Below are 23,958 nucleotides of genomic sequence, written 5' to 3' on the forward strand. Positions count from 1 at the left end.
TAGGTGGGAAGCTGTGAAGCGAGGGCGCCAGCCTTCGTGGAGCTGTCGTTGGGATACCACCCTTGATGTACGGAGTTTCTAACTTGCCGCCCTTATCGGGTGGAAGGACCATGCCAGGTGGGCAGTTTGACTGGGGCGGTCGCCTCCTAAAGAGTAACGGAGGCGCCCAAAGGTTCCCTCAGAATGGTCGGAAATCATTCGTAGAGTGTAAAGGCACAAGGGAGCTTGACTGCGAGACCTACAAGTCGAGCAGGGACGAAAGTCGGGCTTAGTGATCCGGTGGTTCCGCATGGAAGGGCCATCGCTCAACGGATAAAAGCTACCCTGGGGATAACAGGCTTATCTCCCCCAAGAGTCCACATCGACGGGGAGGTTTGGCACCTCGATGTCGGCTCATCGCATCCTGGGGCTGAAGTAGGTCCCAAGGGTTGGGCTGTTCGCCCATTAAAGCGGTACGCGAGCTGGGTTCAGAACGTCGTGAGACAGTTCGGTCCCTATCTGTCGCGGGCGTAGGAAGTTTGAGGAGAGCTGTCCTTAGTACGAGAGGACCGGGATGGACGCACCTCTGGTGCACCAGTTGTCACGCCAGTGGCACAGCTGGGTAGCTATGTGCGGACGGGATAAGCGCTGAAAGCATCTAAGCGTGAAGCCCCCTTCAAGATGAGACTTCCCATAGCGCAAGCTAGTAAGACCCCTTATAGACGATGAGGTTGATAGGTTCGGTGTGGAAGTGCAGTAATGCATGGAGCTGACGAATACTAATCGGTCGAGGACTTATCCACATTGCCTTATGCTAACTTTCATTATTCAGTTTTCAGGGAATAAAGGTATGTGTTTGATATAATTATTCCTTAGGTATATTAAATAAGAATAATGTAGTAGATTGAATCATATAGATTTATTCTGAGGAGTTATTATACGGAGAGTTACCCAAGAGGCCGAAGGGGACGGTTTGCTAAACCGTTAGTATGCGTAAGCGTAGCGAGGGTTCGAATCCCTCACTCTCCGCCATATTGTTTTATATCGTTTTTTGGCGGTGTAGCTCAGCTGGCTAGAGCGTTCGGTTCATACCCGAAAGGTCGGGGGTTCGATCCCCTCCGCCGCTACCATAGGGGCATAGTTTAGTGGTAGAACAAAAGTCTCCAAAACTTTTGGTGTGGGTTCGATTCCTACTGCCCCTGCCAACTTTTACTTACATAATGGCGGTCGTGGCGAAGTGGTTAACGCATCGGATTGTGGCTCCGACACTCGTGGGTTCGATTCCCATCGATCGCCCCTTTTTAATTTCATAAGGGAGTATAGCCAAGTGGTAAGGCACAGGTCTGCAAAACCTTTATTCCCCGGTTCAAATCCGGGTACTCCCTCCAAAATGCGTCTCAGTAGCTCAGCTGGATAGAGCAACCGCCTTCTAAGCGGTCGGTCGGGAGTTCGAGTCTCTCCTGAGACGCCATTTTTATGTATTTGTAAAAATTGAATGCCAACCTTCAAAAAAGGAAATCACATAAGACTCTGCTCGGCCAAAGGGTTCGTATCGCTGAGTTTTTATTTGTTTTTATAGTTGTAAAGAAAAGTAAGAAGTGAGAAATTTGTTAAAAATATTCCATAAAAATTCATATTTTGTCATTTTATACAAAAAAATTGCTGATGAAATAGGATTTTTTATAAGAGACAGAGAATAGGTAAATGATTACATCTAATGTCAATTAGTTCTTTTGTCCCTGGGATAAAAAAACATCACTATAGAAATTTTACTAGGAATATCGGCTGACCTTTAGTTATAGAGGCCAGATTTTTGCATCTTCTGGATTCAAGCCTATTTGAAAAGGGTAGACCTTTTTATAGCAGGCTTTTTTTTCTGTAGTAAATTTTGAGGTTGCAGAATAAGAGTAGGATGAAGAGGGAAACGTGATAGGGACAAGTGTTTCTCAAAAACTGCTTGCAAGATGAAGCGAATCACTGAGCTTTTGCGTCATATTAAGCAACAAATAGATATAGAGAGAAGTAAACATTGATTTTTCCCACTTTTGAACGATTGCAGGCTAGTTGTGAATCGTGTAAACTCGCAAATAGGGTTTGAAGGAGATATAACACTACCTGTATGCATATAAGCATACTAGGTCGAGGAGAAGAAAAGATGGTTGACTTAAAAGATATAATTGAGGGGCTTTTCATCGGTTTTACCACCACAATGGGGTTAGTCAGCATCTATCAAACAGCAATTTCAGTAGGGGGAGGCATTTTACTTCATAAGAAAAAGCCTGTGACCCACAAGCCAGAGAAAACATTTGCTGTATTGATAGCTGCACACAATGAATCAGCGGTTGTTGCACCATTGATCGAGAATTTGAAAAAAATGGACTATCCGCGTGAGATGTACGACATTTTTGTTATCTGTGACAATTGTACAGATAACACCGCGGAGATTGTTCGGAAGCATGGCGCCTATGCTTGCGAACGATTTGACACTTCAAAGCGTGGCAAGGGCTACGGTATTGAGTGGATGCTAGAAAATTTATGGTCACGAGAAAAGCAGTACGATGCTGTCGTAATGTTTGATGCAGATAACTTGGTAGAGAAAAACTTCCTAACTGTCATGAACGATCGTCTATGCAAAGGACAACAAGTTATCCAAGGTTACCTTGACTCCAAAAACCCGTTTGACTCTTGGATTACTCTTTCGTACGCTTGTACGTACTGGTTCACCAACCGTATGTGGCAATTGGCTCGCCATAACCTAGGGTTGCCAAACACATTAGGTGGTACAGGACTTTGTATTGAGAGTAAGCTGTTAAAAGATATGGGTTGGGGGGCAACCAGCTTAACGGAAGACTTAGAGTTTGCAACGAGATGTATCGAACGTGGCATCTATCCTTGCTGGGCTCATGAAACAAAGGTTTTTGACGAAAAACCAATCGACCTAAAATCTTCAATGAAGCAGAGACTTCGTTGGATGCAAGGTCATTATGATGTAGCTGGACGTTACATTGGTTCAGTTGTCAAAAATGGCTTAAAAGCAAGAAGACTAGGAATGCTTGACGCAGCTTTTTACCTCTTTCAACCCATGTATGTGTTGATTGTTACATTTATGTCGGTATTGTTTATGGCCAGATTGTTGAGCTTTAACACGTTCCTACCTACAACAGGCTTCTTGCCTGATTGGTTGATTTACGTGACAACAGGTATTTTCTATTTGTTACCTGTACTCGCATTGTACTTAGAGAAAGTCCCACTAAAAGCTTATTTGGGACTCATCCTGTTGCCAATTTTCTTCCTGACATGGTTACCTATCTTTATTTACGCGTTCTTTACCAAGAACAATCAAGAGTGGAGCCATACTGCACATACACGTGCAATTCAGATAGAAGAAATGCAACAGTAATGTAAACGTAATAAAGTGGGAAATATAATGATAATGAACCGCGGGAAAGAACTGCGGTTCTTTTTTTCTAGTAAAAACTTCGAAATGTTATTGATGTTGATATAAAAGCAACAATTGACGGAAGCATGATATGTGCAAAAATGTGTGGTGTAATATTTTTCACTATTAAAAAGCTCTACAGAAACTGGTATACTGTAGAAATGCATGGGACAGAAGGGAGTATAAAGATGTCAACGGAGGATATACAAAAGAGCTGTCAGCCTCTGCTATGGGGTGATAAGCGTTATCATACATGGAACTATCATTTGCGTAGTATGTTTCAACACAAGGTATTTAAGGTACCGCTAGATGGAGGATTTTCCTGCCCCAATCGAGATGGCAATGTTGCAGTAGGTGGCTGTACATTTTGTAGTGCACGCGGATCGGGGGACTTTGCAGGCGATCGTCGTATGACGTTAGAGAAGCAGTTTCATGATGTTAAGGATCGTATGCATGAAAAATGGCCTACAGCGAAGTACTTAGGTTTTTTTCAGGCATTTAGCAATACCTATGCGCCTGTAGAAGAGCTTCGCGATATGTACGAAACGATTTTACGACAAGATGATGTTGTGGGTCTTTCTATAGCAACCAGACCTGACTGTTTAGAAGATGATGTAGTAGAGTACTTAGCAGAATTAAATGAACGTACCTATCTATGGGTAGAATTAGGGTTGCAAACAGTACATGAACGTACACAGCTACTGATTAATCGTGCCCATGATTATCAATGCTATCTTGATGGACTAGAGAAGCTTCGTAAACATAACATTCGTGTCTGCTCCCACATTATTTATGGATTACCTGGAGAAACTGCCGAAGATATGATGATGACTGCGCAGGCCGCTGCTCATTTGGACGTACAAGGTATTAAAATACATTTGCTACATCTGTTAAAGAAAACGCCAATGGTGAAGCAGTACAATGCTGGTTTATTGGAATTCTTGACACAAGAGGAGTATACGAAATTAGTTGTCGACACTCTGGAAATTCTACCACCAGAAATGATTGTGCATCGTATTACTGGTGATGGGCCTCCTGATATTTTGATTGGGCCGATGTGGAGTCGTAAAAAATGGGAAGTGCTCAATGGCATTGAGGCAGAGATGAAACGTCGTAATACATGGCAAGGAAAGTTCTTTGATCCAAATTGGGTACCGCCTCTGGACCTTGGAAAATAATCGAATCGGAATGTAAAAAAGGAACGCAAGCAATTAGCGTTCCTTTTTTTATTATAAATTCTTGCTTCTTACTACATGCTGGGGAGTTAGCTTTCATGAACAGAGGTGACAGCAAAGCCATGATTCTCCAGTTCCTGAATAATATCAATCAGATTATCTTCCGTTTTAAACTTAACTAAAATACGTCTGACACCAGAGTGTTTAGAATCAAAGGATACACAGGAGATCACATTTGACTTGTGTTCGGTCAAAATACTAGAGATTTCTCGTAACACACCTTTTCCTTCGAAACGGGTTAGGGTTATTCTAGTCCCTTTCACACCCATCCCAAAAACAGATTCTAATACTAACTCCATATCTTTACGTTTAATGATACCAAGAAAACGATTATTCTCGTCTACAATCGGTACAAATGGATAACGCACAATAATAGGGAGGGCGTCTTCATAAAGATGTTCAGTCGTAAGTGGCTTTAAATTCTGATCAACACCATCGGCAAGAGGAAGTTGAGTGAATTCTGTAAAAGTTTTGTCCGCATGATCTTGTTCGAATTTTTCAAACAAACTGCGTTTGCTCAGCGTTCCAAAATAAGTACCATCTTCATTAATCACAGGCATGCTAAGCAATTTTCCCTTTTTCATTTCCTCCAGAGCATGGGCAATGGTGTCGGTTGGCTTTACCACTGTGAGAGAATGTAGTGGTGATAGACAGTCGGTAATGAACATGCAATAACCCCCTTATATCCTGATCTCTTCTTTAGTATAGAAATATCCTGTAGGGCTTGTAAACAATCCTTTTACTTCTTATTCAAATATTTTCGTGCTACATTAGGATAATTTGTAATTATGCCATCAATTTGTAATGAAAAGAGCTCCTGCATGCGTTCCGGAGTGTTCACTGTCCATGCAAGCAGTGATAAATGGTGCTGACGAGCAGCTTGCAGTAGTGCTTTATTTACCTGTTCCTCGGGGGCATGGAGTTCGTCAGCACGAAATTGTTTGGCAATCTCCCAGGGTTTATGTAGTTGTCCGAAATAAAGCATACCGGTGCGAATTTGTGGGTCTAGCTCCTTAACATGCAACAGACTGTGATAATTAAAAGAGGAAATGACCACCTGTTTATGTAAACGAAGATCATGGATGAGACGAATTACATGCTCTTCCAATTGAGGCTGAGGGACGATAAAGTTCTTTAGTTCAATGATAAGTCGAAGCCCAGTTGTTTTGACGAACAATAAGACATCTGATAGCTCTGGAACCTTTGTAGGGGGATAATATTTTCTGCTTTTGGCTGCCGCATTTAGACGATAGATCTGTTCATAGGTGAGATGCCGTACTTCGCCGACCCCGTCAGTTGTATGCTCTACATTGGTATCGTGCATGACAATAAGCTGTTCATCGGCTGTTACTTGAACGTCGATTTCCATACCGTTAGAGCCTTGTAGATAGGCAGCATGAAAAGCTGGAAATGTATTTTCGGGATACATGCCAGAGGCACCCCTGTGAGCATAAATAAGGGTATGCATGGGTGGAATCCTCCTTTTTTCCTGTCTCTTCTTGATACCTATGCGCAAAGGCTATGGTTTAGATATGAAAGAAGCGAATTGTGTCAAAGAGGTACTTTGGACAACTTGTCGAATGACTAGCAATGCAAGGGGTTTTATAATAGAAAGAAATAACGCAATGAGGTGTAAAGAAATGACGATGGAACCGATTGAAAATCTTTCACAAATAATTGTGGATATACATAACCAACGTATCAAGGTAATGGAGTACGACTCTGATCAAATTGACGAGATTGCAAAGTCTTGCAAACAACAGGCTGACAAATTGGGTATGACTAAGCTAATTGTCTATGCCCGACATGAGGATTTGTCAGCCTGGGGGAAACATGGATTTGTACGTGAAGGGATTCTAGAAGGCTGTATGAATGGTCAGAATGCTCACATGCTTCGTTATTTTGTTACATCAGAGCGAGGAACTCCTAAAAATGAGCCACTTGCAGACGAAATTCTACAAATAAGCTTGGCCAAACAAGCAACCAATAGTGTATGCAAGGAGCTACCAGACGATTGTCGTGTCCGCTGGGCTAAGCTTGAAGATGCTGAAGAACTGGCTAAGCTGTATCAAGTTGTTTTTGAGACCTATCCAACCCCCATGCATGATCCCGAGTATGTGCGAACTACGATACAAGCAGACACCTATTACGCTGTTGTAGAAGCAGGGGGCAAGATTGTTTGCGCTGCTTCTGCTGAAGTGACGCCGAATTGGGGATCAGCAGAAATGACGGATTGTGCCACACACCCTGAATGGTTAGGAAAGGGATTGCTTCAGCACCTGTTTGTAGCTTTGGAGCAACATATGCAAGAAATAGGTATTTCCTATCTATATACACTTACACGTGCCCATTCCGCTGCGATGAATGTGACAGCCGCTAAAATGGGCTATCGATATACTGGCAGGCTAATTAACAATTGTGTGATTTCAACCGGCTTTGAAGATATGAATATCTGGGTTAAGCCGTTGAAAGCTGTATGGGACTGATAGCTCCGTAAGCTTACTCTAGGGAATGCCTGACATGTCTGGGTAGAAAATTTGTTGTAAATGATAAGCCATGATGGCTAGCTGTAACTGCCAACGGTGAGATGCGTCTTGAAGTGATCCAGCGGTTTTTTGCTCGATCTGCTGTAAACGGTATTTAAGCGTGTGCCGGTGAATAAATAGACGTTGTGATGTTTTTTGCCCATTCAGACACTCTTCAAAATAAACTTGGATAGTCTCTAACAATTGTTGTCCATGCTTCTGATCATAGTGAAGCAATGTGGCTAAGAGTGGCTTCCAGAGCTCCTGTAAGGCCTCAGGCTGCGCGTGATAGGGAAACAGGAACTGATAGCCGGCTAGTCGGTCAAAATGAGATACAGACTGTATTTGGAGTGCTGGGAGGAGAGCTGATTGGCATTTCATGGCATAGATCGCTTCTTGAACGGCTATTGACAAGGTATCGAAGGAAGCACGGGGGTTGCTAATCCCGATTGCCAACGGATGCTGAGGATACAAATCAAGCCACTTTTTTGCCATTTTTTGAATAAAAACTTCACTAGCCTTATCCTCAGGCATTAGTAATAAGATTTCGGTTGCCCGTTCCTTACTGAGATAAGTAGGCTGATAAACCTCTGCTACCCGCTTTAATAAGGTGGGTAGCTTTTGTAGCATGGCAAAATTATATTCCTTTGCAGAAGGAGTAGCGGGTATGGCTAGCGCAACAACAAGGTGACGGGCATGATGATGTAGAGGGTAGCCTAACATACGGCTGCGTGCCTCCGATTCTGCATTACGTTCAAAGGTTCCGCTTAGTAATTCATCTAAAAAATCGCCTTTTAGACGCCATTCTGCTTGGGCTATCTCCCTGTCCTTACTGCAAGCTAAGGCAGCCAATGTTGAGGCATGCTGCAAAGCGATCATATCCCATTCCTGCCGGCATGTTTGCTGTTTGCGTAAGGTGATAGCGCCAAAGGTAAAACGAGCGGCTTCGATTGGATGGGTTAATTCGATAGAGGAGATGGATTCACGGCTTTGATCAGAGCGGACTTGACGGGAATCTTCTGTTGAGAGCATGTCAACAGTAGCAGGCCGACATGCCTGTGGGCACGTACGAACTAATTCATAGCCAAGTACGTCTGTTATAATTACTTCTCCTTGGGTAACGGTGGCTAATTCGTCTGCAATGGCAGAAAGACCCTCACCTAGCAAAGCTACATTTAACAATCGCTGATGAATTTGTTCTGAATAGCGAATCAGCTCAAATTGACGATTCACAATCGGCTGAAGAATGGCTTTTGTGATGGTAGAGAAATTAAGCTCTGTGGGAATCTCAATTAAAGGGAGTCCAAACTGATTCGCTTGTTGAACAAAAAGCGCTGGAATTTCACGTAAATAAAATCCGGTATGAATCGCAACTCCACTCAATCCTCGAGCTGCCAGTGAAGGTATGAATTGATCGTATTTATCCGTGTTCATCTCCAAACCAAAACCAGTGGTAATAAGAAATTCCCCTGCTTGTAAACGTTCCAAATCCTCTACAATTTCTACGATTGTGACCCATTGAATTGGATGATGTAATCCAGATTCCCCTGCTACCAATCTGGTTTGCACCATATCAGGTAACTGCATGGCTTCACGGATCGTTATAGACATGGGCTTCACCACCTCTCTATTACTTTGAAAACCTCTACTCTTTACATAAACTAGCATTATACAAAATGTACAAAAAATTCTGGTTTTTATCCAGCGTTTTTTGGCCAGGAAGTAGAATGTCAGGAGGTTCTAGATTCGATACGATGAGTAATAAAGTGGCAGTGAAAACGGAAGGAGCGAAGGGCATGGATAGCAAAACCGAACAAAAAAGCTATGTAATTAAACCTGAATGGGGCAAACAATATCCACGAATTTCTCACGGAAAAGGAATTTATTTATATGAAGAGAGCGGAAAGCGTTATATGGATGCTTGTTCAGGGGCTGTAACTGTGAGTATCGGGCATGCGATGGATGAAGTGGTCGATGCTATGAGACAGCAAGCTGAAAAGGTATCCTTTGCTTATCGCTCACACTTCAGTAGTGAAGCAGTAGAGGAGTTAGCGGATATTCTGGCTGCTTGGGCACCTGGTAATGTGAATTGGAGCTTTTTTGTCAGCAGTGGATCAGAGGCAACGGAGACAGCTCAAAAAATTGTAATTCAGTACTGGCAAGAACAAGGACGCATGACCAAAAATCGGATTTTATCACGCTGGATGAGCTATCACGGAATTACGATGGGGGCATTATCCATGTCAGGACATGTGCTAAGACGCAAGCGTTTCGTACCGTTATTGGCAGATTACCCCTGTATATCGGCACCCTATCCCTATCGAAATCAGCAGGGACTTGACAGTGATGCATATGCACGTCAGGCTGCGGATGAGTTAGAAGCGGCCATTATCAGAACAGGAGCGGAAAATGTTGCGGCCTTTATCGCAGAGCCAATTATTGGCGCTTCTGGAGGTGCTGTAGTACCCCCAGACGGCTATTTTGCTCGTATCCGTGAAATTTGTACGAAGCATCACATTTTATTTATAGCCGACGAAGTTATGACAGGTGTGGGGCGTACTGGTAAAAACTTTGGAATTGATCATTGGCAGGTAACGCCTGATGTAATGACGTTGGGGAAAGGAATGAGTTCAGGATATACACCGATGGCAGCCACTATGGTGAGTGATTCCATCATGCAGACGATTGCAGAAGGCTCTGGCTCTATCATGGCAGGTCATACCTACAGCGCTAACCCTCAATCAGCAGCGATCTGTGTGTCTGTGATACGTTACATGCAACAACATCAGCTAGTGCAAAAAGCTGAACAGAATGGAAAGTATTTATTACAACACTTAAAACAAATAGAGCAGGAATTTGACATTGTTGGAGAGGCACGTGGGAAAGGATTACTGTGTGGACTAGAGTTTGTAAAGAACAAGCTGACGAAAGAGCCATTCGCACTCTCACATCAAGTAACCAATCGAATTATCCAAATAGCGTTTGCTAAAGGATTGATGATTTACCCAGCTATTGGAGGTTTAGATGGAATAGCAGGCGATGCGGTCATTATTTCGCCTCCGCTTATCATTGAACAGCATGAAATTGATGAATTGATCCATTTACTGCGTCAGACTTTACAGGAAGCCCAAGCAGAGTTCACGAAAGAGGGAATTTGGTAGAAAGGAGGAGCGCATATGATATCACAATCAACCTGGAATAAAGAGATTTCATTAAAAGAAGCATTGGAGCATTTTCATGATGGGATGACATTGATGGTTGGTGGCTTCGGTGGGGTCGGTAACCCTCCTACCTTAATACAGGGACTATTGGAAAAACAATTCAAAGGACTAACACTGATTAGTAACGATACAGCTTTTCCTGATATTGGGGTCGGACGATTAATTACACAGCGCCGAGTAAAGAAGGTCATTGCTTCTCACATTGGCTCTAATCCGAATGCTGGTGCCCAAATGACGGCAGGGGAGCTGGAGGTGGAATTTTGTCCACAAGGCATTTTGGCAGAAAGAGTTCGAGCAGGTGGAGTAGGTCTAGGAGGAATTTTATCTGACATCGGAATCGGTACAATTGCGGAAGAAGGGAAGCAGCAGGTGATAGTGGATGGAAAAACATTTTTGATTGAGACACCGCTAACTGCCCAAGTGGCTATCGTATCTGCTAAAAAGGCAGATCGATTTGGCAATCTTGTTTTTGATACAAGTGCGCGTAATTTTAACCCCTTGGTGGCCATGGCTGGAGATATCACGATCGTGGAAGCAGAAGAAATTGTTGAGATTGGAGAGCTTGATCCTGAAGAAATCGTGACACCAGGCGTGTTTGTAACCTATATCGTGCAAAGTGAAGGGGTGAATTGGCGATGGGCATGGGAGAAGTAACAAAAGAAGGTACGACGGAGAGTTATCGGGAGCGAATTGCTAGGCGTGCTGCTTTGGAGGTAAAAAGCGGTATGCTGATTAATCTAGGGATCGGGATCCCTACGCTTGTAGCAGATTTTATACCAGAAGAAAAATATGTTTTGTTTCATGCTGAAAATGGCATTGTAGGTACAGGTCCCACTCCCCAGAAAGGAGAAGAAAATCCGAATTTGTGCAACGCGGGAGGCTTTCCTGTTACTTTGATGCCCGGCGCTTCCTTTTTTGATAGTGCCACTGCTTTTGCGGTCATTCGCAGAGGGTTGCTAGATATGACGATTCTTGGGGTGTTAGAGGTAAGTCAGCGTGGTGATATTGCCAATTGGATTGTTCCCGGAAAACGGGTTCCTGGGATGGGCGGTGCGATGGAATTAGCACAAAAGGCAAAGAAGGTTCTAGTCCTTACTACACATTTGGACAAAAATGGTCGCTCCAAGATTGTCCGTGAGTGCAAGCTACCTCTGACCGCAAAAGGAAGTGCCGATATGATAATCACTGATATGGCAGTGATGGAGGTAAAAACGGATGGATTGCATTTATTGGAGGTTATGCATCCATACACCGTAGCAGATGTGATTGGTGCGACAGAAGCAGAGCTGTTATTTAGCGGAGAAGTAACCACTTTTATCTAAGGGGGAGACTACCATGAGCGTAAGCCAGACACTAACATGGCAGGAACGAATTCGTGAGCAGCTACAGAAGGATCGAGCGGGTGCCATAGGCTTGTTGCAGGAATGGGTGCGTGAGGCTAGCGTACAAGGGCAGGAAGCGGGGATTCAGCAGAAAATAGCCAATCACTTGGTAGAGATGGGACTTGAAGTCGATGTGTGGGAGATGACAGGTGACGAGCTTGAAAAGCTGGAGAAACATGCCTATTTTGTTTCGCCGCGTACTGAATTTTCAGGTAGTCCGAACGTAGTAGGGGTATGGAAGGGTACGGGAGGAGGACGTTCTCTTATTCTCAATGGCCATGTTGATGTTGTGCCGGAAGGAGAGCGAAAACAATGGACACAGGAGCCGTTTAGTGGAGAAATTGTGGATGGAAAATTGTATGGCCGCGGGGTAACTGACATGAAAGGTGGCAATCTCGCGTCTCTCGTAGCTATTCAAACCCTCCAACAGCTTGGTGTACGTTTGAAGGGCGATGTTATCTTTCAAAGTGTTGTAGAAGAAGAAAGCGGTGGGGCTGGGACCTTATCCACCATTTTACGTGGGTATAAAGCCGACGCTGCTTTAATACCTGAGCCAACAAACCTGAAAATTTTTCCCAAGCAACAAGGCTCCATGTGGTTCCGCTTGTTCATACGAGGCAGATCGGCACATGGAGGTACACGCTATGAAGGAGTTAGTGCCATCGAAAAAAGCATGACCGTAATCAGACAGATTCAGCGCTTAGAGCAAGAGAGAAATCAACGAATGTCAGACCCTTTATACGCGAAATTGCCTATACCGATCCCGATTAATCTAGGTGTAATACAAGGGGGAAAATGGCCATCATCTGTTTCGGATTTGGTTACAATAGAAGGACGTATGGGTGTAGCACCTGGAGAAGAAATGGAGATGGCCAAAATTGAAATGCAGGCTGCGTTACAAAAGCTTACCGAGGAAGATGAATGGTTTGTAGATCATCCTGTGGAGCTGGAATGGTACGGTGCCAGATGGGTGCCAGGAGAAGTAGAAATGGATCATCCATTGCTTGCACGATTGCAGGAGCTATATCCGTCTGTTTTTGGAGAGGCAGCGATCATAGAAGCATCGCCATGGGGGACTGATGGAGGTCTATTAACGAAGCTGGCCGATACGCCTTCTATCATTATAGGACCAGGGGTAACCCAAGTTGCACATTATCCCGATGAGTATATCGTCCTCGATGATATTTTTGCGTGTGCTGAGTTATTTGCACTGACTCTCATCGAGTGGTGTGAGCTAGCTGATTGAAAAGAAAAACTATTAAACTCATAAATTTTTTTAAAAAGGTGTTGCTATTTGATTTTTTATATGCTATATTTTTTATGTAGAAACGCGGAGGGATACCGAAGTGGTCATAACGGGGCGGTCTTGAAAACCGTTAGGCGGCAACGTCACGGGGGTTCGAATCCCTCTCCCTCCGCCATACATAAAGAATAGCAAACCGATGAGCTGAGAGGTTCCTCGGTTTTTTTGTATGCTTATATAGTGGACGTGTCTAATAGCAAGAGTACATTGTAAATCACTACACAAAATGGATATAAACATACCTATATGAAAAATCCCGGCTCGTAGCCTTAGCAGGCGTGAACCGGGATTCTTACTTAGCAAGTAAAGTTAATAGACGAATATATTGGTGTTTACGGTGTTGATTTACCATCAGCAGCCTTCTGGATGTGTTGCTGAGCTAATTCACCTAGATCTTTAATATTAATGGAGAAATTAAAATTCTTATAGTAGACAGTGGCTTTCGGATCGCCCTTTTTCCCCTCAATACGGATATTCGTCGTCTTGATTTCATAGCTTCCATCTTCACGGAAATTGTAAGTGGCGTCCTTAATTTCAGAATCAATTAAAGGTCTTACAGTAGATGTGAACACTTCATCGACACCATTTACCACCTGACGTCCTATGTTCACCACTTCAGTTGGTGTATAATTGAAACCAAAGACCAGAATAGCCCCGACGACGAGACTAAATAAAACAATTTTGTACAAGGCTTTTAGAAAAAAATTAAGCACAAACACTGCCAATAAGACTAGGATAAGAATTACCCAATAATCCTTAGCAAATGTAATGAGTTGGTCCATTGCTACAAAGTCACTCCTTCATGAAAGGGTAAGAACCATAAGGATTATGTAGGAACTTACCAAATTACGTATTTAGTCTATCATACACAATCTGGTGAACGGATACAAACGTTGCAATCATTTTAGAAAAAAATAATAAAAAAATACTTGTCTTTTTACATATGCTCTAGTATAATAATCCTTGCTGATGTATTTCGCAGGACGAAATTATTTCATACATAATGATTATCAGCTATTATATGGAGGGATACCGAAGTGGTCATAACGGGGCGGTCTTGAAAACCGTTAGGCGGCAACGTCACGGGGGTTCGAATCCCTCTCCCTCCGCCATATTGCTTACATGGGAAGCCGATGACTTGTTCATCGGCTTTTTTACTTTCATAAAAACAATAGGCTACGACTAGAACAAGTTGCTAGGGGATGGATAATCTGTCTTAGGCTGCAATCGTTTGAAGCAGTAAGATTACGGGTATCAATAATGTAAATAGAGTACATAACGAAGATCACACCAATGAAATATGAATGAGTAATCACTTTTTTCCAAAAATACCTTGACGGTCATCAAAAAGCAGAGTACACTAATCTCTGTACTGACTGGTCAGTTTATATGGGGGTACATATTAATGAGTAAAAAGAAGGATTTAATTTATGAAAGTGCCCTGCAAGCTTTTGCCCAATATGGGTATACGGATACAACGATGGATACGATTGCAGAATTTGCCCAGGTAGCTAAGGGTACGTTGTATTATCACTTTAAGACAAAGGAGGAGTTATTCTATTATGTAAATCAAAAGGGAGTGGAAATGCTGATGGAGTCCGTCAAAGGGGCGACGGAAGATAGCAGCTTAACGCCACAGGAACGTCTTTTACACGTACTAGATGAGCATTTGCGCTTCTTTTCGGATAACAGTGAGTTTTGTTTATTGCTGTTAAGTTTCTCCTCAGGAGATATAACACGGGATAATATGGTTCGAACATTATTAGGTAATTATTTTTCTTTAATGGAGAAATACCTGGCAAACATGCAGGAACAAGGCTTTATAAAAAGCGATATGGAAACGCAGACAGTGGTATCCGCTTTGTTTGGGAGTATTGGGTTTGTGGTTCTTCGCAAGATGTTCCGCAATGAGCCAGTTTATACGCTAGAGACCAGAGATACATTACTCATTCTATTTAAAGGAGCTCTGGGACTCGCTTAAATTGCGAATTGGAGTGGAAGGTTATGAGAGAGAATAAAAAGATGATGGTTGGTTTGGTTGGGTTCTTAGCAGCTATCGTACTTTTAGGTGGATACTTACTTTTTTCTGAAAAAAATAGTTATGCCGGAGGTTCCGCGAAACAAGTAACTGCTGTTGTAGAAGGAACCGAGGTAGATTTAGCCTTCAAGGTTCCAGGAACCATTGACAAGATTGATGTTAAAGAGGGCGACAAAGTAGTTGAAGGTCAACTCTTAGCTGTGCTGGGAAGCGCTGAGATTGCAGCAAAACGCGATCAGGCAGCAGCAGCGTACCAATTAGCTCAAGCGAAATTGGAGCAGGCTAAAAAAGGAGTTTCCGTTACCAGCGGATCAAGCGATGCTACGGTAAAGCAGGCTCAGGCAGCTTTGCAAGCAGCTCAAGCTAATTTGCAAGCCAACAAAAACGGGGCTCGTCCAGAAGAGATTGCGCAGCTAAAAGGAAAGCTTCAGGCAACTAAAACAGCTCGCAACTTGGCTCAGACGAACATGAAACGCATGGAGGATTTATTAAAAGAAGGGGCTATTCCAAAAATTAAATTGGAAGAATCTCAGGCTGAATTTGAAAAATACTCCGCTGAATATACGGCAACACAAGAGCAATTAAACATGGCGCAAAAAGGTGCTCGACCAGAACAGATTGAAGCACTTACAGCTCAAGTAAACCAAGCGAATGCAGCATACCAGAATGCAATTGCTGGGCTTGGTCAGGTAGGATTGCGCGAATCTGATGTAAAATCAGCAGAAGCAGGCGTAAAACAAGCAAAAGGTGCTTTGGATGAAGCAGAGGCATACTTGCGCAATACACAAATGATTGCACCTGTTAGCGGTATTGTAAAATCTATTTCCTCACAAAAAGGGGAACTTGTAGCACAAGGCTCTTCCATCATGACAATTCAAGTAGAGAACGATAAATTTGTAAAAATGTATGTGGATGAAAACCAGCTTGGCAACATAAAAGTAGGCGAGAAAACTACATTGTTTGTCCCAAGCTTAAATAAGGAAGTAAATGCGACTGTACAAATGGTGGCACCAGCAGCAGATTTTGCAACGAAGAAAGCAACACAGGAGCTAAACTCCCGTGATTTGCGAGCATTCCAAGTGAAATTGCAAGTGGAGGATATTGATGTACGCCCTGGCTTTACTGTCGAATGGCACCTAAAAGGGGCTGGCGCTCGTGAATAGCTTTTTGCAATTAGTTGCTGACGAATGGCGATCCATTTATACGAATAAAACGATACGTAATATTGTGTTTCTTGTTCCGTGTGTCTATATGCTCATGTTTGGATATTTGTATCAGGAAAAACGCGTGATGGAAATACCGACAGTGGTAGCAGACCTGGACCAAACAGAATTAACAAGAGAATTGATTAGAGCGATTGATAATGATCAAACGTTTTCAGTAACAAATGTAGTTACAACAGAAGAAGAGTTACAACATCTGATGACTTATGAAGAGGCGCAGGTTGGATTTATCATTCCCAAGGGCTTGACCGTCAATGCCAAATTGGGTAAGCCAACAGAGATTTTAAATCTGATTGATGGAAGTAACATGATGGTTTCCAATACCTCTGTTCGCGCTGCGAGCTCTCTAGTGAAAACAATCTCTGGTGGAGTGACGTTAAAAAAGTTAGAGGCGAAAGGTGAATGGGGCAGTGCGGCAACAAACTTTGCGACAGGGATTGACTATCGCTATCGTATTCTGCATAACCCAACCTTTAACTATCTGGCATTTATGATCTTTGGGTTGGCCGGAACTGTTTTGCAGCAGGTAGCATTCTTGAGTGTTTCTTTAAGCGTAACTCGCCAAAAAGAAGAAGGAACTTGGATGGATACCTTAAACGGAAATGGGTTTGTCAAAATTGCGTTAAGTAAAATAACGACTCATATGATCCTTGCCATGTTTAACTTTTTGCTAACCTATGTACTGATCTTTAAATTTTTTGCTGTTACGTACTATGGAAGCTTGAGCTTACTTTTCCTTAGCGGATTTATTTTCAATCTAGCAGTCGTGTCTATTGGATTTGCTATCTCGTTTTTCTCTTCCAATATGCTACAAGCGACACAAACAGCTATGCTAATCGCAGTACCATCATTTATGCTATCTGGATGGACTTGGCCAATTACTTCTATGCCAACAGCGATTGCGATCATAGCAAAATCCTTGCCGCTCACATATTTCCTACATTCCGTACGAGAAATTATCAGTAAAGGACACGGCTGGGAATTTGTTAGCACCGATAATCTTATATTGCTCTTTATGGTTGTCGTGGCGCTATTTGTGGCATTTGTTACGTACATGTATCAAAAGAAATATACTAGAAAAAACTATCAATCTAATTCAGAAACTGTGTTATAAAATAAAAACTTCTTGTAACTCCGGGGCAGTTTTTTTACAATAAACGTAAATCTTAATATCTGTTGCCCTAAGGAGGATTCTCTATGTCAGACGCTCATGTAAAACAGTTATGCGAAGATACCTTTATGCGGTTGAAGAAGGTTAGCATAGAAGTGGAGAGATTCCTAAATCAAACTACTTTAGCAGATTTGATTGAAAGATCTGGAGATGCTGAGGAGTATGAAGCTTACTATGGTAGCTATCTTTCTGATTTACGTCGCTTGTTGGTTTATGCAGAGAATGCCTATGAGAAGTTGGGAATCTGTCTTCGGCGTGCTCGCTTTAACGAGGAGTTTGCCGAAGAAGCCCTCTATCAGGTGTACCACACCTGTGTAATTAATTTTTACTATCCCAAAGGCGAGGTTTACGATGAGGATGGCAGGTACTCGTACACAGGGCAAGACTGCATTATTTTCCGCAAAGAGGTTACTCCTGAACTAGAGAGCCTAACATTAGGATTATCTCGAATTTTTGAGCCTCTACGTGATGAATTGCAGTACTACGAAACAGATTACATTACGAAAAAGCGGATGCAACCGAGCAATTAACAGGAGAATGGGTTTACAAGTATTTATTTTATAACGGCATTATATCTGGGTGGAGACCTTTCATTTTGAAGGGTCTCTTTTTTCTCTGCTAATATGTTGTATGCTTTCTTTTTCTATTATACGAATAAATCAGAAAATTAAAAGGGAGTATATGAAAGAAAAGTGTCAAATTTTTTGACTTTTTTGTGACCTGTTACAAAATTTTACAAAATGAATTGATTTCTCCTTATAAAAAATAGGCTTTCCAAAAATTTTAATGGAACTGTTGCATGTAAGACAACATCTAGTCCATTTGAGGAAAGCCTATTTTTACATAGGGTCTACATCAGTACGGGAAGTTTTAACGAAGCAATCGCTTGACCTACCTGTTGTAGATAGGTTTCTCGAATAGCTTCCTCCACATATGGTACTTCTGCAAAATTATGATAGATAACTGGTTCAAATCCTGAGAATCGTAAAATACCATCTACGACCTGTTTTTTAACAACCTCATCTAGACCGCTTGCCTGCATTTCCTGCTGTGATTCTCGCGTAGTTGTAAAAACTAGGGCTTGTTTCCCCGTTAACAAACCAACAGGTCCATTTTTTTCATATTTAAAAGCAAACCCGTCTGAAAAGATACGATCAATGTAGCCTTTCAAAATGGCTGGCTGTGACCACCACCAAACAGGATGAATCATAATCAATAGATCAGATTCCGATAAAATGGTTTGTTCCTCTTCGATGGCTTTTGGCACTTGCTCTGATTCCAATGCCTGCATATCAGCGGGAGAAAAAATGGGTGAAAATTTTTGTTCATACAAATTACGTAAGATTGGGGTGATACCATGCTTATGCAGGCTCTCTGTCACTTGCTGTAAGATAGCGTGATTAAAGCTTTTCGTTCCAGGATGAGCAAACAAAATGACGGCTTTCAATAACATCGTCCTCCTTTTATATGGGGATATACCTTATTGCTGGTGGGTACGAAATGATTGTAGATAGCGACCCAGCAGTAACTCTAAAAAACGCTGAAAGCCAGAAACTGGAGCCTGTTCAGTGGAAGGCGTAGCCGCGGGAGAAATTAGAGGTGCTGTTTCTTGTCCCACTTGACTTTCCTGTAGCGCTTTTTTTACATTGATATATCCGTACCCATATAATGAATCCCGACCTGGTGCGCCTAAGTCTGTTGCTGTCTTTTCTAGAATTTGTCTGACCTGTTTATTGCTAAGAGAAGGATTAACAGAACGAATTAAACTGGCCACCGCTGCGACATGAGGGCAAGCCATCGACGTGCCTGAGAGTGCCGCATAGTCTTTGTAGATATAGGTACTAGGAATATCTACTCCTGGGGCAACGACACTAACCGTTTTTCCATAATTAGAGAAGTCTGCTAGATTCTCATCCTGATCGACGGCTGAAACCCCAATTACCTCTGGAAAAGCAGCTGGAAAGCTTGGTTGCTCGCTTGCATCGTTTCCAGTGGCAGCTACAAGTACTACATCATTTTGAAAGGCATACGTACATGCTGCCTTTAAGGCTGCGGAGGACACATAATTTCCCACACTTAAATTAATAATTGAAGCTCCATGGTCAACAGCCCACTCGATTCCCTGAGCAATGTCGATAGCACTACCACTACCATCTGCTCCAATTGCTTTAATAGGCATAATCTTACTTTTCCAAGAGATACCGGCGATCCCATCCTTATTATTGGTACGGGCGGCGATAATTCCCGCTACGTGCGTTCCATGACCATTATCGTCTTGTGGACGCTTATTCGTGTTTAATACATTGTATCCATTCACCAATTTCCCTTTGAACTCAGGATGGGTCAAGTCAACCCCTGTATCTACCACGGCTACAATGACCTGACTGGAGCCTTCAGTAATTTCCCAGCTTTGTTCCATACCTAGCTGGTTAAGATTCCATTGATAGCGTTTGTAGTAGGTATCATTAGGTTGTTTATTTGGCAGCAGTAAATAATTGGGTTCAGCATACACAGAATCTGGATGTTCAGCAAAATACCTCATCAGCTGTTCAGTAGATAGCGTGCGGGATTTGATAATCATTGCCTTTTTAAAGTCCCGTTTTACATATCCGTCAACCTTGCGTAGCATTTTTTGTAAATCTTGATTGGAAGGACGGGGAGTGAAGTGAACGACTACCTCTCGGTCAACATAATGGCTCTTATCCTTTTTGTTGTGATGAATGGTCTTGATATGCTGTCGACGCTCCATATCTCGGCGCATGTCCCGGACTTGCTCAACATAGTTAATTTTGGGAACCCGCACTTTATCTTGGGTTACAGCAGGCGGTTCTTTTTTGTTTTCTAAAGTTCGTGAGGTAGGGGATTTCACTGCTTGCGGCATTTGTTTTCCCGGAGTGAGCCAGTGACTTCCCGTAAACAAAACACCTGCTAAAAGGCCAACAAATAATAGTGTAAAGATGGTTTTCACGTAAACTCCTCCCCACATTAGATTATCTTTAGCCTGTACGTTTCCCCGTTCTTTATGACGGAAAATCTTAGTGGAGCCAAATGGTTAAAAATAAAAGGGACAAAGCAAAATAGAAGAGGAACGGTAAATGATATAAGGAGGTATGGAAGGTGGAAAAGCAAAACAATAAGAGTAACAATAAGCAGGCTTCAAGTGATCAGTACGCTACAAAATCATATGATATCAATGATTACCAAAGTAATGACATACAAAGTAAAGGGTTAGCCGTGACGCATGAGCAGGTAAGTGATTCCTATGCGCTGGGGACTGTTGACGGGACAAACATCCGTGAAGAGGATAGTGAGGCAAGCGTCCGAACAGAGTAAAAAATACAGGCATCTCCTAATCGTTCCATGATTTTTAGGGGATGCCTATCTTACCTATTGGTAAATTATAGCTAAAGCCACCACTGTAAAAAGATACTGCTTACATACCCATAGATAGGAGTATTTCGTTTAGCTGCTATTGATCCGTTTAGGGATTGATAAAATGGATTGGTCTTGAGCTTGCTCCATATGTTCTACCTTTCCAAAGCCAAAATTCATGGTAGGAGGACATTTTGGCTCCTTCTCACCTAAATAAAGTGGGGTGTGTAACCTAATCATCACAGGGGAATGAGGTAAGAAACTAGAACTTCCCGTCATGACAATTGGTGCTTTAATCATGGGTAGCGTTGATTTATCTAAAATGTTAGAATAATCAAAAGGTTAAGAGGAATTGATTCGTACTTGGAGAAATATGTATGTCGGAAAGTCTTCTCAGTACATGAACCTAGAGAATCGGAGAGTGAAGAATATGAAAGTTGAAAGCATTCCAGCAACCCATGAAAATAGTAACCTTAAAGATTACGATCGCACTTATGAAGCCTTTCAATGGGAAGATGTAGAGAAACAATTCAGTTGGTACGAGACAGGCAAGGTTAACATGTCCTATGAGGCTATTGATCGTCATGCTCATTCAGAAAAGAAAGATAAAGTAGCGCTTGTCTATAGTGATTCTACACGAGAAGAAAGCTATACCTATGCTGAATTAAGCAGGCTTTCCAACCGTTTTGCTAATGTTCTTCATGATTTGGGAGTAAATAAAGGAGATCGCGTATTTATTTTCATGCCACGTACTCCAGAGCTTTATGTAAGCTTATTGGGGATTTTAAAGAATGGGGCTATTGTAGGCCCGTTATTTGAAGCCTTTATGGAGGCGGCTGTTCGAGATCGACTAGCAGATAGTGAAGCAGTAGCTATTGTGACAACTCCTACCTTACTACCGCGTATTCCAGTTAAGGAGCTATCTCATCTCAAGCATGTTATTGTAGTGGGAGCGAAGGGAGAGGTATCTGACGGACAAGTAAGCTACGAGAAACAAATGGAACAAGCTTCCGATGAATTCGATATGGTTTGGCTAGATCGAGAAGACGGAATGATTTTACACTATACATCAGGTTCTACTGGAAAACCAAAGGGCGTATTGCATGTGCATAATGCAATGATTCAGCATTACCAAACAGGAAAATGGGTACTGGATTTAAAAGATGATGATGTATACTGGTGTACCGCCGACCCAGGCTGGGTGACTGGGACATCTTATGGTATCTTTTCGCCTTGGCTCAATGGTGTAACCAATGTTGTCCGCGGTGGCCGCTTCACACCAGATGACTGGTATAAAACGCTGGAAAAAAATAAAATTACCGTCTGGTATAGTGCACCAACTGCTTTTCGCATGCTGATGGGAGCGGGGGATGAATTAGTTCAAAAATACGATCTTACCTCTTTACGTCATATCTTGAGTGTAGGCGAGCCGCTTAATCCTGAGGTTGTGTATTGGGGTATGAAGGTTTTTGAAAAACGTATCCATGATAACTGGTGGATGACAGAAACAGGTGGGCAATTAATATCCAATTATCCAAGTATGTCGATTAAGCCAGGTTCCATGGGTAAACCAGTACCGGGCGTCTATGCGACCATTCTGGATAATCAAGGAAATGAACTACCGCCCAATCGCATGGGAAATTTGGCTATTAAAGCAGGCTGGCCGTCTATGATGCGAGCTATCTGGAAAAATCTCGCCAAGTATGAAGAGTATTTTTTTATACCTGGATGGTATATTTCAGGCGATTCTGCTTATAAGGATGAGGAAGGCTATTTCTGGTTCCAGGGGCGTATTGACGATGTAATCAATACTTCTGGTGAACGCGTTGGCCCATTTGAAGTCGAAAGTAAATTGGTTGAACACCCTGCTGTTGCTGAAGCTGGAGTTATTGGGAAACCTGATCCTGTGCGTGGAGAAGTAATTAAGGCCTTTATTGCTCTGCGTGACGGGTATGAGGCCAGTGATGAGCTGATGGATGACATTAAGCGATTTGTCAAAGAAGGATTAGCAGCACATGCAGCACCTCGTGAGATTGAGTTCCGTGATAAGCTTCCAAAAACCCGTTCTGGTAAAATCATGCGTCGAGTGCTTAAAGCGTGGGAGCTGGGGCTACCGACCGGAGATTTATCTACAATGGAAGACTAAAGGCAAATGCCAACAAGCGGTCGAATGAAATCGGCTGCTTGTTTATTTTCAGATATAAATGAAAATTCAGGTTTCTAGAGAAAAATTACTTGCAAAATAGAGCTATCTTCGCCTACTTTTATTATAAATACTTATCATATAAAGAGAGTAGGTAAATCCGTGTGAAAGTAAACCTCATCAAGCAGAGCCTGCCCCCTGAAACAGACAAAAAACAGACAAAACCAGAGAGTCATCCCGTTATTGCTATACCATTTGTTCATTCGAGAGCGATGTACACGGCTATTTTATTGCTCCATATCTTTGTTATTTGGTTTGCATTGCAACTAGACCCTGTTCATCCTAGAGTAGTTACCTATCCTTTGATTGCCTTACATTTTATTACGATTGTTATGGGAATCTGGATCTCTATTCAACCATATGAGCATCGAAGGCAGGTTTTAAGCCTACTGTTCTATGCCTATTACGGTTTTCTGACGTCGGTTGATTTATTATTTATTTCCGGCAAGCTTATACATATCTTTTTTCATGTTAAAGAGTGGTGGATGTACGCCATGCTTGGCGTTATTTATATAGGAGCTGGTCTGGAAATAGCTACGGCTGGCAAGTGGCGCTTACTCCTATTCGTTCAGCAACGCGAATGTTCTTACAAGAAAAAAATAACAGCAGAAGAAGCAAGGAAAAGAGAAAAACATTTTACAAATGCGGCGCTTATTATTTTGTCTCCATTAGCTGTCTTATTTGTTTTACCTTTCGCAACAACAAGACAGATTAGCATGGTATTGCTTCTGTTTGTCACAGCGTTATTATTTTTATTATTTGTACGCCAGTTGTCTCTTTATAAAATGGCTCGCAAGCATCCGGCTTGGATCGTGTACCAAATTAAGAGAAAGCAGCGACGAAAATCAGTAGGCGGCTAAACCTGAC

20 protein-coding genes, 8 tRNA genes and 1 rRNA gene (1 of these 29 running past the window's edge) are annotated in these 23,958 nt (G+C 42.4%); 23 read left to right on the top strand and 6 right to left on the bottom strand.

Annotated features, from left to right (window positions below; all coding sequences use genetic code 11):
• The 9 genes from GOP56_RS00120 to GOP56_RS00160 all read left to right on the top strand — a co-directional run.
• A 23S ribosomal RNA gene (locus GOP56_RS00120) occupies positions 1–782 on the top strand; it begins 2,148 nt to the left of the window's first position.
• 138 nt (positions 783–920) lie between these two features.
• Positions 921–1,011, top strand: a tRNA-Ser gene (locus GOP56_RS00125).
• A 21-nt stretch (positions 1,012–1,032) separates the two neighbouring features.
• A tRNA-Met gene (locus GOP56_RS00130) sits at positions 1,033–1,109 on the top strand.
• A gap of 1 nt (position 1,110) precedes the next feature.
• Positions 1,111–1,184 (top strand) — tRNA-Trp (locus GOP56_RS00135).
• 18 nt (positions 1,185–1,202) lie between these two features.
• Positions 1,203–1,275, top strand: a tRNA-His gene (locus tag GOP56_RS00140).
• 17 nt (positions 1,276–1,292) lie between these two features.
• Positions 1,293–1,367 (top strand) — tRNA-Cys (locus GOP56_RS00145).
• A 6-nt stretch (positions 1,368–1,373) separates the two neighbouring features.
• Positions 1,374–1,450: transfer RNA gene (locus tag GOP56_RS00150), tRNA-Arg, on the top strand.
• A 684-nt stretch (positions 1,451–2,134) separates the two neighbouring features.
• Positions 2,135–3,379 carry a glycosyltransferase family 2 protein gene (locus GOP56_RS00155; RefSeq protein ID WP_003338168.1) on the top strand — a complete coding sequence of 415 codons (1,245 nt, stop codon included), beginning with the start codon at positions 2,135–2,137 and terminating at the stop codon, positions 3,377–3,379.
• Positions 3,380–3,606: 227 nt separating this feature from the next.
• A complete protein-coding gene (locus tag GOP56_RS00160; protein WP_003338167.1) occupies positions 3,607–4,596 on the top strand; it encodes a tRNA modification radical SAM protein MnmL/YtqA in 990 nt (329 codons plus the stop codon).
• Between the two features lie 86 nt (positions 4,597–4,682).
• Here GOP56_RS00160 and GOP56_RS00165 read toward each other — a convergent pair whose 3' ends face one another.
• The gene (locus GOP56_RS00165; RefSeq protein ID WP_003338166.1) at positions 4,683–5,321 is read right to left on the bottom strand and encodes a CBS domain-containing protein; all 639 of its coding nucleotides are present in this window, start codon (positions 5,319–5,321) and stop codon (positions 4,683–4,685) included.
• Between the two features lie 71 nt (positions 5,322–5,392).
• Complete coding sequence (locus GOP56_RS00170) at positions 5,393–6,121, bottom strand: glycerophosphodiester phosphodiesterase (protein ID WP_003338164.1); 729 nt, start codon at positions 6,119–6,121, stop codon at positions 5,393–5,395.
• Positions 6,122–6,293: 172 nt separating this feature from the next.
• Here GOP56_RS00170 and ablB point away from each other — a divergent pair, with 172 nt between their 5' ends.
• Entirely contained in the window at positions 6,294–7,139 is an 846-nt protein-coding gene (gene ablB, locus GOP56_RS00175) for a putative beta-lysine N-acetyltransferase (RefSeq protein ID WP_163244169.1), read from the top strand.
• An 18-nt stretch (positions 7,140–7,157) separates the two neighbouring features.
• Here ablB and GOP56_RS00180 read toward each other — a convergent pair whose 3' ends face one another.
• Complete coding sequence (locus GOP56_RS00180) at positions 7,158–8,789, bottom strand: PucR family transcriptional regulator (RefSeq protein ID WP_163244170.1); 1,632 nt, start codon at positions 8,787–8,789, stop codon at positions 7,158–7,160.
• A 185-nt stretch (positions 8,790–8,974) separates the two neighbouring features.
• Here GOP56_RS00180 and GOP56_RS00185 point away from each other — a divergent pair, with 185 nt between their 5' ends.
• The 5 genes from GOP56_RS00185 (at position 8,975) to GOP56_RS00205 (ending at position 13,202) form a co-directional block, all read left to right on the top strand.
• Positions 8,975–10,339, top strand: coding sequence for an aspartate aminotransferase family protein (locus GOP56_RS00185; protein ID WP_163246768.1), 1,365 nt, complete (start codon positions 8,975–8,977; stop codon positions 10,337–10,339).
• Positions 10,340–10,354: 15 nt separating this feature from the next.
• On the top strand, positions 10,355–11,053 hold the full coding sequence (locus GOP56_RS00190) for a 3-oxoacid CoA-transferase subunit A (protein WP_163244171.1): 699 nt from the start codon (positions 10,355–10,357) through the stop codon (positions 11,051–11,053).
• Positions 11,035–11,721 (top strand): 3-oxoacid CoA-transferase subunit B, encoded by a 687-nt coding sequence (locus GOP56_RS00195; protein ID WP_035318861.1) that lies wholly within the window; start codon positions 11,035–11,037, stop codon positions 11,719–11,721. Before GOP56_RS00190 ends, GOP56_RS00195 begins: the two co-directional genes overlap by 19 nt.
• Positions 11,722–11,734: 13 nt before the next feature.
• The gene (locus GOP56_RS00200) at positions 11,735–13,027 is read left to right on the top strand and encodes a peptidase (RefSeq protein WP_163244172.1); all 1,293 of its coding nucleotides are present in this window, start codon (positions 11,735–11,737) and stop codon (positions 13,025–13,027) included.
• An 86-nt stretch (positions 13,028–13,113) separates the two neighbouring features.
• A tRNA-Ser gene (locus tag GOP56_RS00205) sits at positions 13,114–13,202 on the top strand.
• Positions 13,203–13,416: 214 nt separating this feature from the next.
• On the opposite strand, the gene GOP56_RS00210 is transcribed toward GOP56_RS00205, so the two are convergent.
• Positions 13,417–13,866, bottom strand: coding sequence for a hypothetical protein (locus GOP56_RS00210; RefSeq protein WP_003338157.1), 450 nt, complete (start codon positions 13,864–13,866; stop codon positions 13,417–13,419).
• Between the two features lie 241 nt (positions 13,867–14,107).
• Here GOP56_RS00210 and GOP56_RS00215 point away from each other — a divergent pair.
• The 5 genes from GOP56_RS00215 (at position 14,108) to GOP56_RS00235 (ending at position 18,046) form a co-directional block, all read left to right on the top strand.
• Positions 14,108–14,196, top strand: a tRNA-Ser gene (locus tag GOP56_RS00215).
• A 293-nt stretch (positions 14,197–14,489) separates the two neighbouring features.
• A complete protein-coding gene (locus GOP56_RS00220) occupies positions 14,490–15,065 on the top strand; it encodes a TetR/AcrR family transcriptional regulator (protein WP_003338155.1) in 576 nt (191 codons plus the stop codon).
• A gap of 23 nt (positions 15,066–15,088) precedes the next feature.
• On the top strand, positions 15,089–16,285 hold the full coding sequence (locus GOP56_RS00225; protein WP_003343734.1) for an HlyD family secretion protein: 1,197 nt from the start codon (positions 15,089–15,091) through the stop codon (positions 16,283–16,285).
• Positions 16,278–17,459 carry an ABC transporter permease gene (locus tag GOP56_RS00230; protein WP_003338153.1) on the top strand — a complete coding sequence of 394 codons (1,182 nt, stop codon included), beginning with the start codon at positions 16,278–16,280 and terminating at the stop codon, positions 17,457–17,459. Before GOP56_RS00225 ends, GOP56_RS00230 begins: the two co-directional genes overlap by 8 nt.
• Positions 17,460–17,542: 83 nt before the next feature.
• Positions 17,543–18,046 (top strand): DUF3907 family protein, encoded by a 504-nt coding sequence (locus GOP56_RS00235; protein WP_003338152.1) that lies wholly within the window; start codon positions 17,543–17,545, stop codon positions 18,044–18,046.
• Positions 18,047–18,366: 320 nt separating this feature from the next.
• On the opposite strand, the gene GOP56_RS00240 is transcribed toward GOP56_RS00235, so the two are convergent.
• A complete protein-coding gene (locus GOP56_RS00240; RefSeq protein ID WP_254068530.1) occupies positions 18,367–18,969 on the bottom strand; it encodes an NAD(P)H-dependent oxidoreductase in 603 nt (200 codons plus the stop codon).
• 27 nt (positions 18,970–18,996) lie between these two features.
• A complete protein-coding gene (locus GOP56_RS00245) occupies positions 18,997–20,484 on the bottom strand; it encodes a S8 family peptidase (protein ID WP_003338150.1) in 1,488 nt (495 codons plus the stop codon).
• Between the two features lie 149 nt (positions 20,485–20,633).
• On the opposite strand from GOP56_RS00245, the gene GOP56_RS00250 reads away from it, so the two are divergent.
• The 3 genes from GOP56_RS00250 to GOP56_RS00265 all read left to right on the top strand — a co-directional run bounded on the left by GOP56_RS00250 (position 20,634) and on the right by GOP56_RS00265 (position 23,951).
• On the top strand, positions 20,634–20,849 hold the full coding sequence (locus GOP56_RS00250; RefSeq protein ID WP_003343740.1) for a YozQ family protein: 216 nt from the start codon (positions 20,634–20,636) through the stop codon (positions 20,847–20,849).
• Between the two features lie 469 nt (positions 20,850–21,318).
• A complete protein-coding gene (gene acsA, locus GOP56_RS00260; protein WP_163244175.1) occupies positions 21,319–23,034 on the top strand; it encodes an acetate--CoA ligase in 1,716 nt (571 codons plus the stop codon).
• A 161-nt stretch (positions 23,035–23,195) separates the two neighbouring features.
• Positions 23,196–23,951 carry a hypothetical protein gene (locus GOP56_RS00265; RefSeq protein WP_163244176.1) on the top strand — a complete coding sequence of 252 codons (756 nt, stop codon included), beginning with the start codon at positions 23,196–23,198 and terminating at the stop codon, positions 23,949–23,951.
• Positions 23,952–23,958 lie beyond the last annotated feature (7 nt).

The organism is Brevibacillus sp. 7WMA2 (assembly GCF_010748895.1).
GTDB lineage: Bacteria > Bacillota > Bacilli > Brevibacillales > Brevibacillaceae > Brevibacillus_B > Brevibacillus_B halotolerans.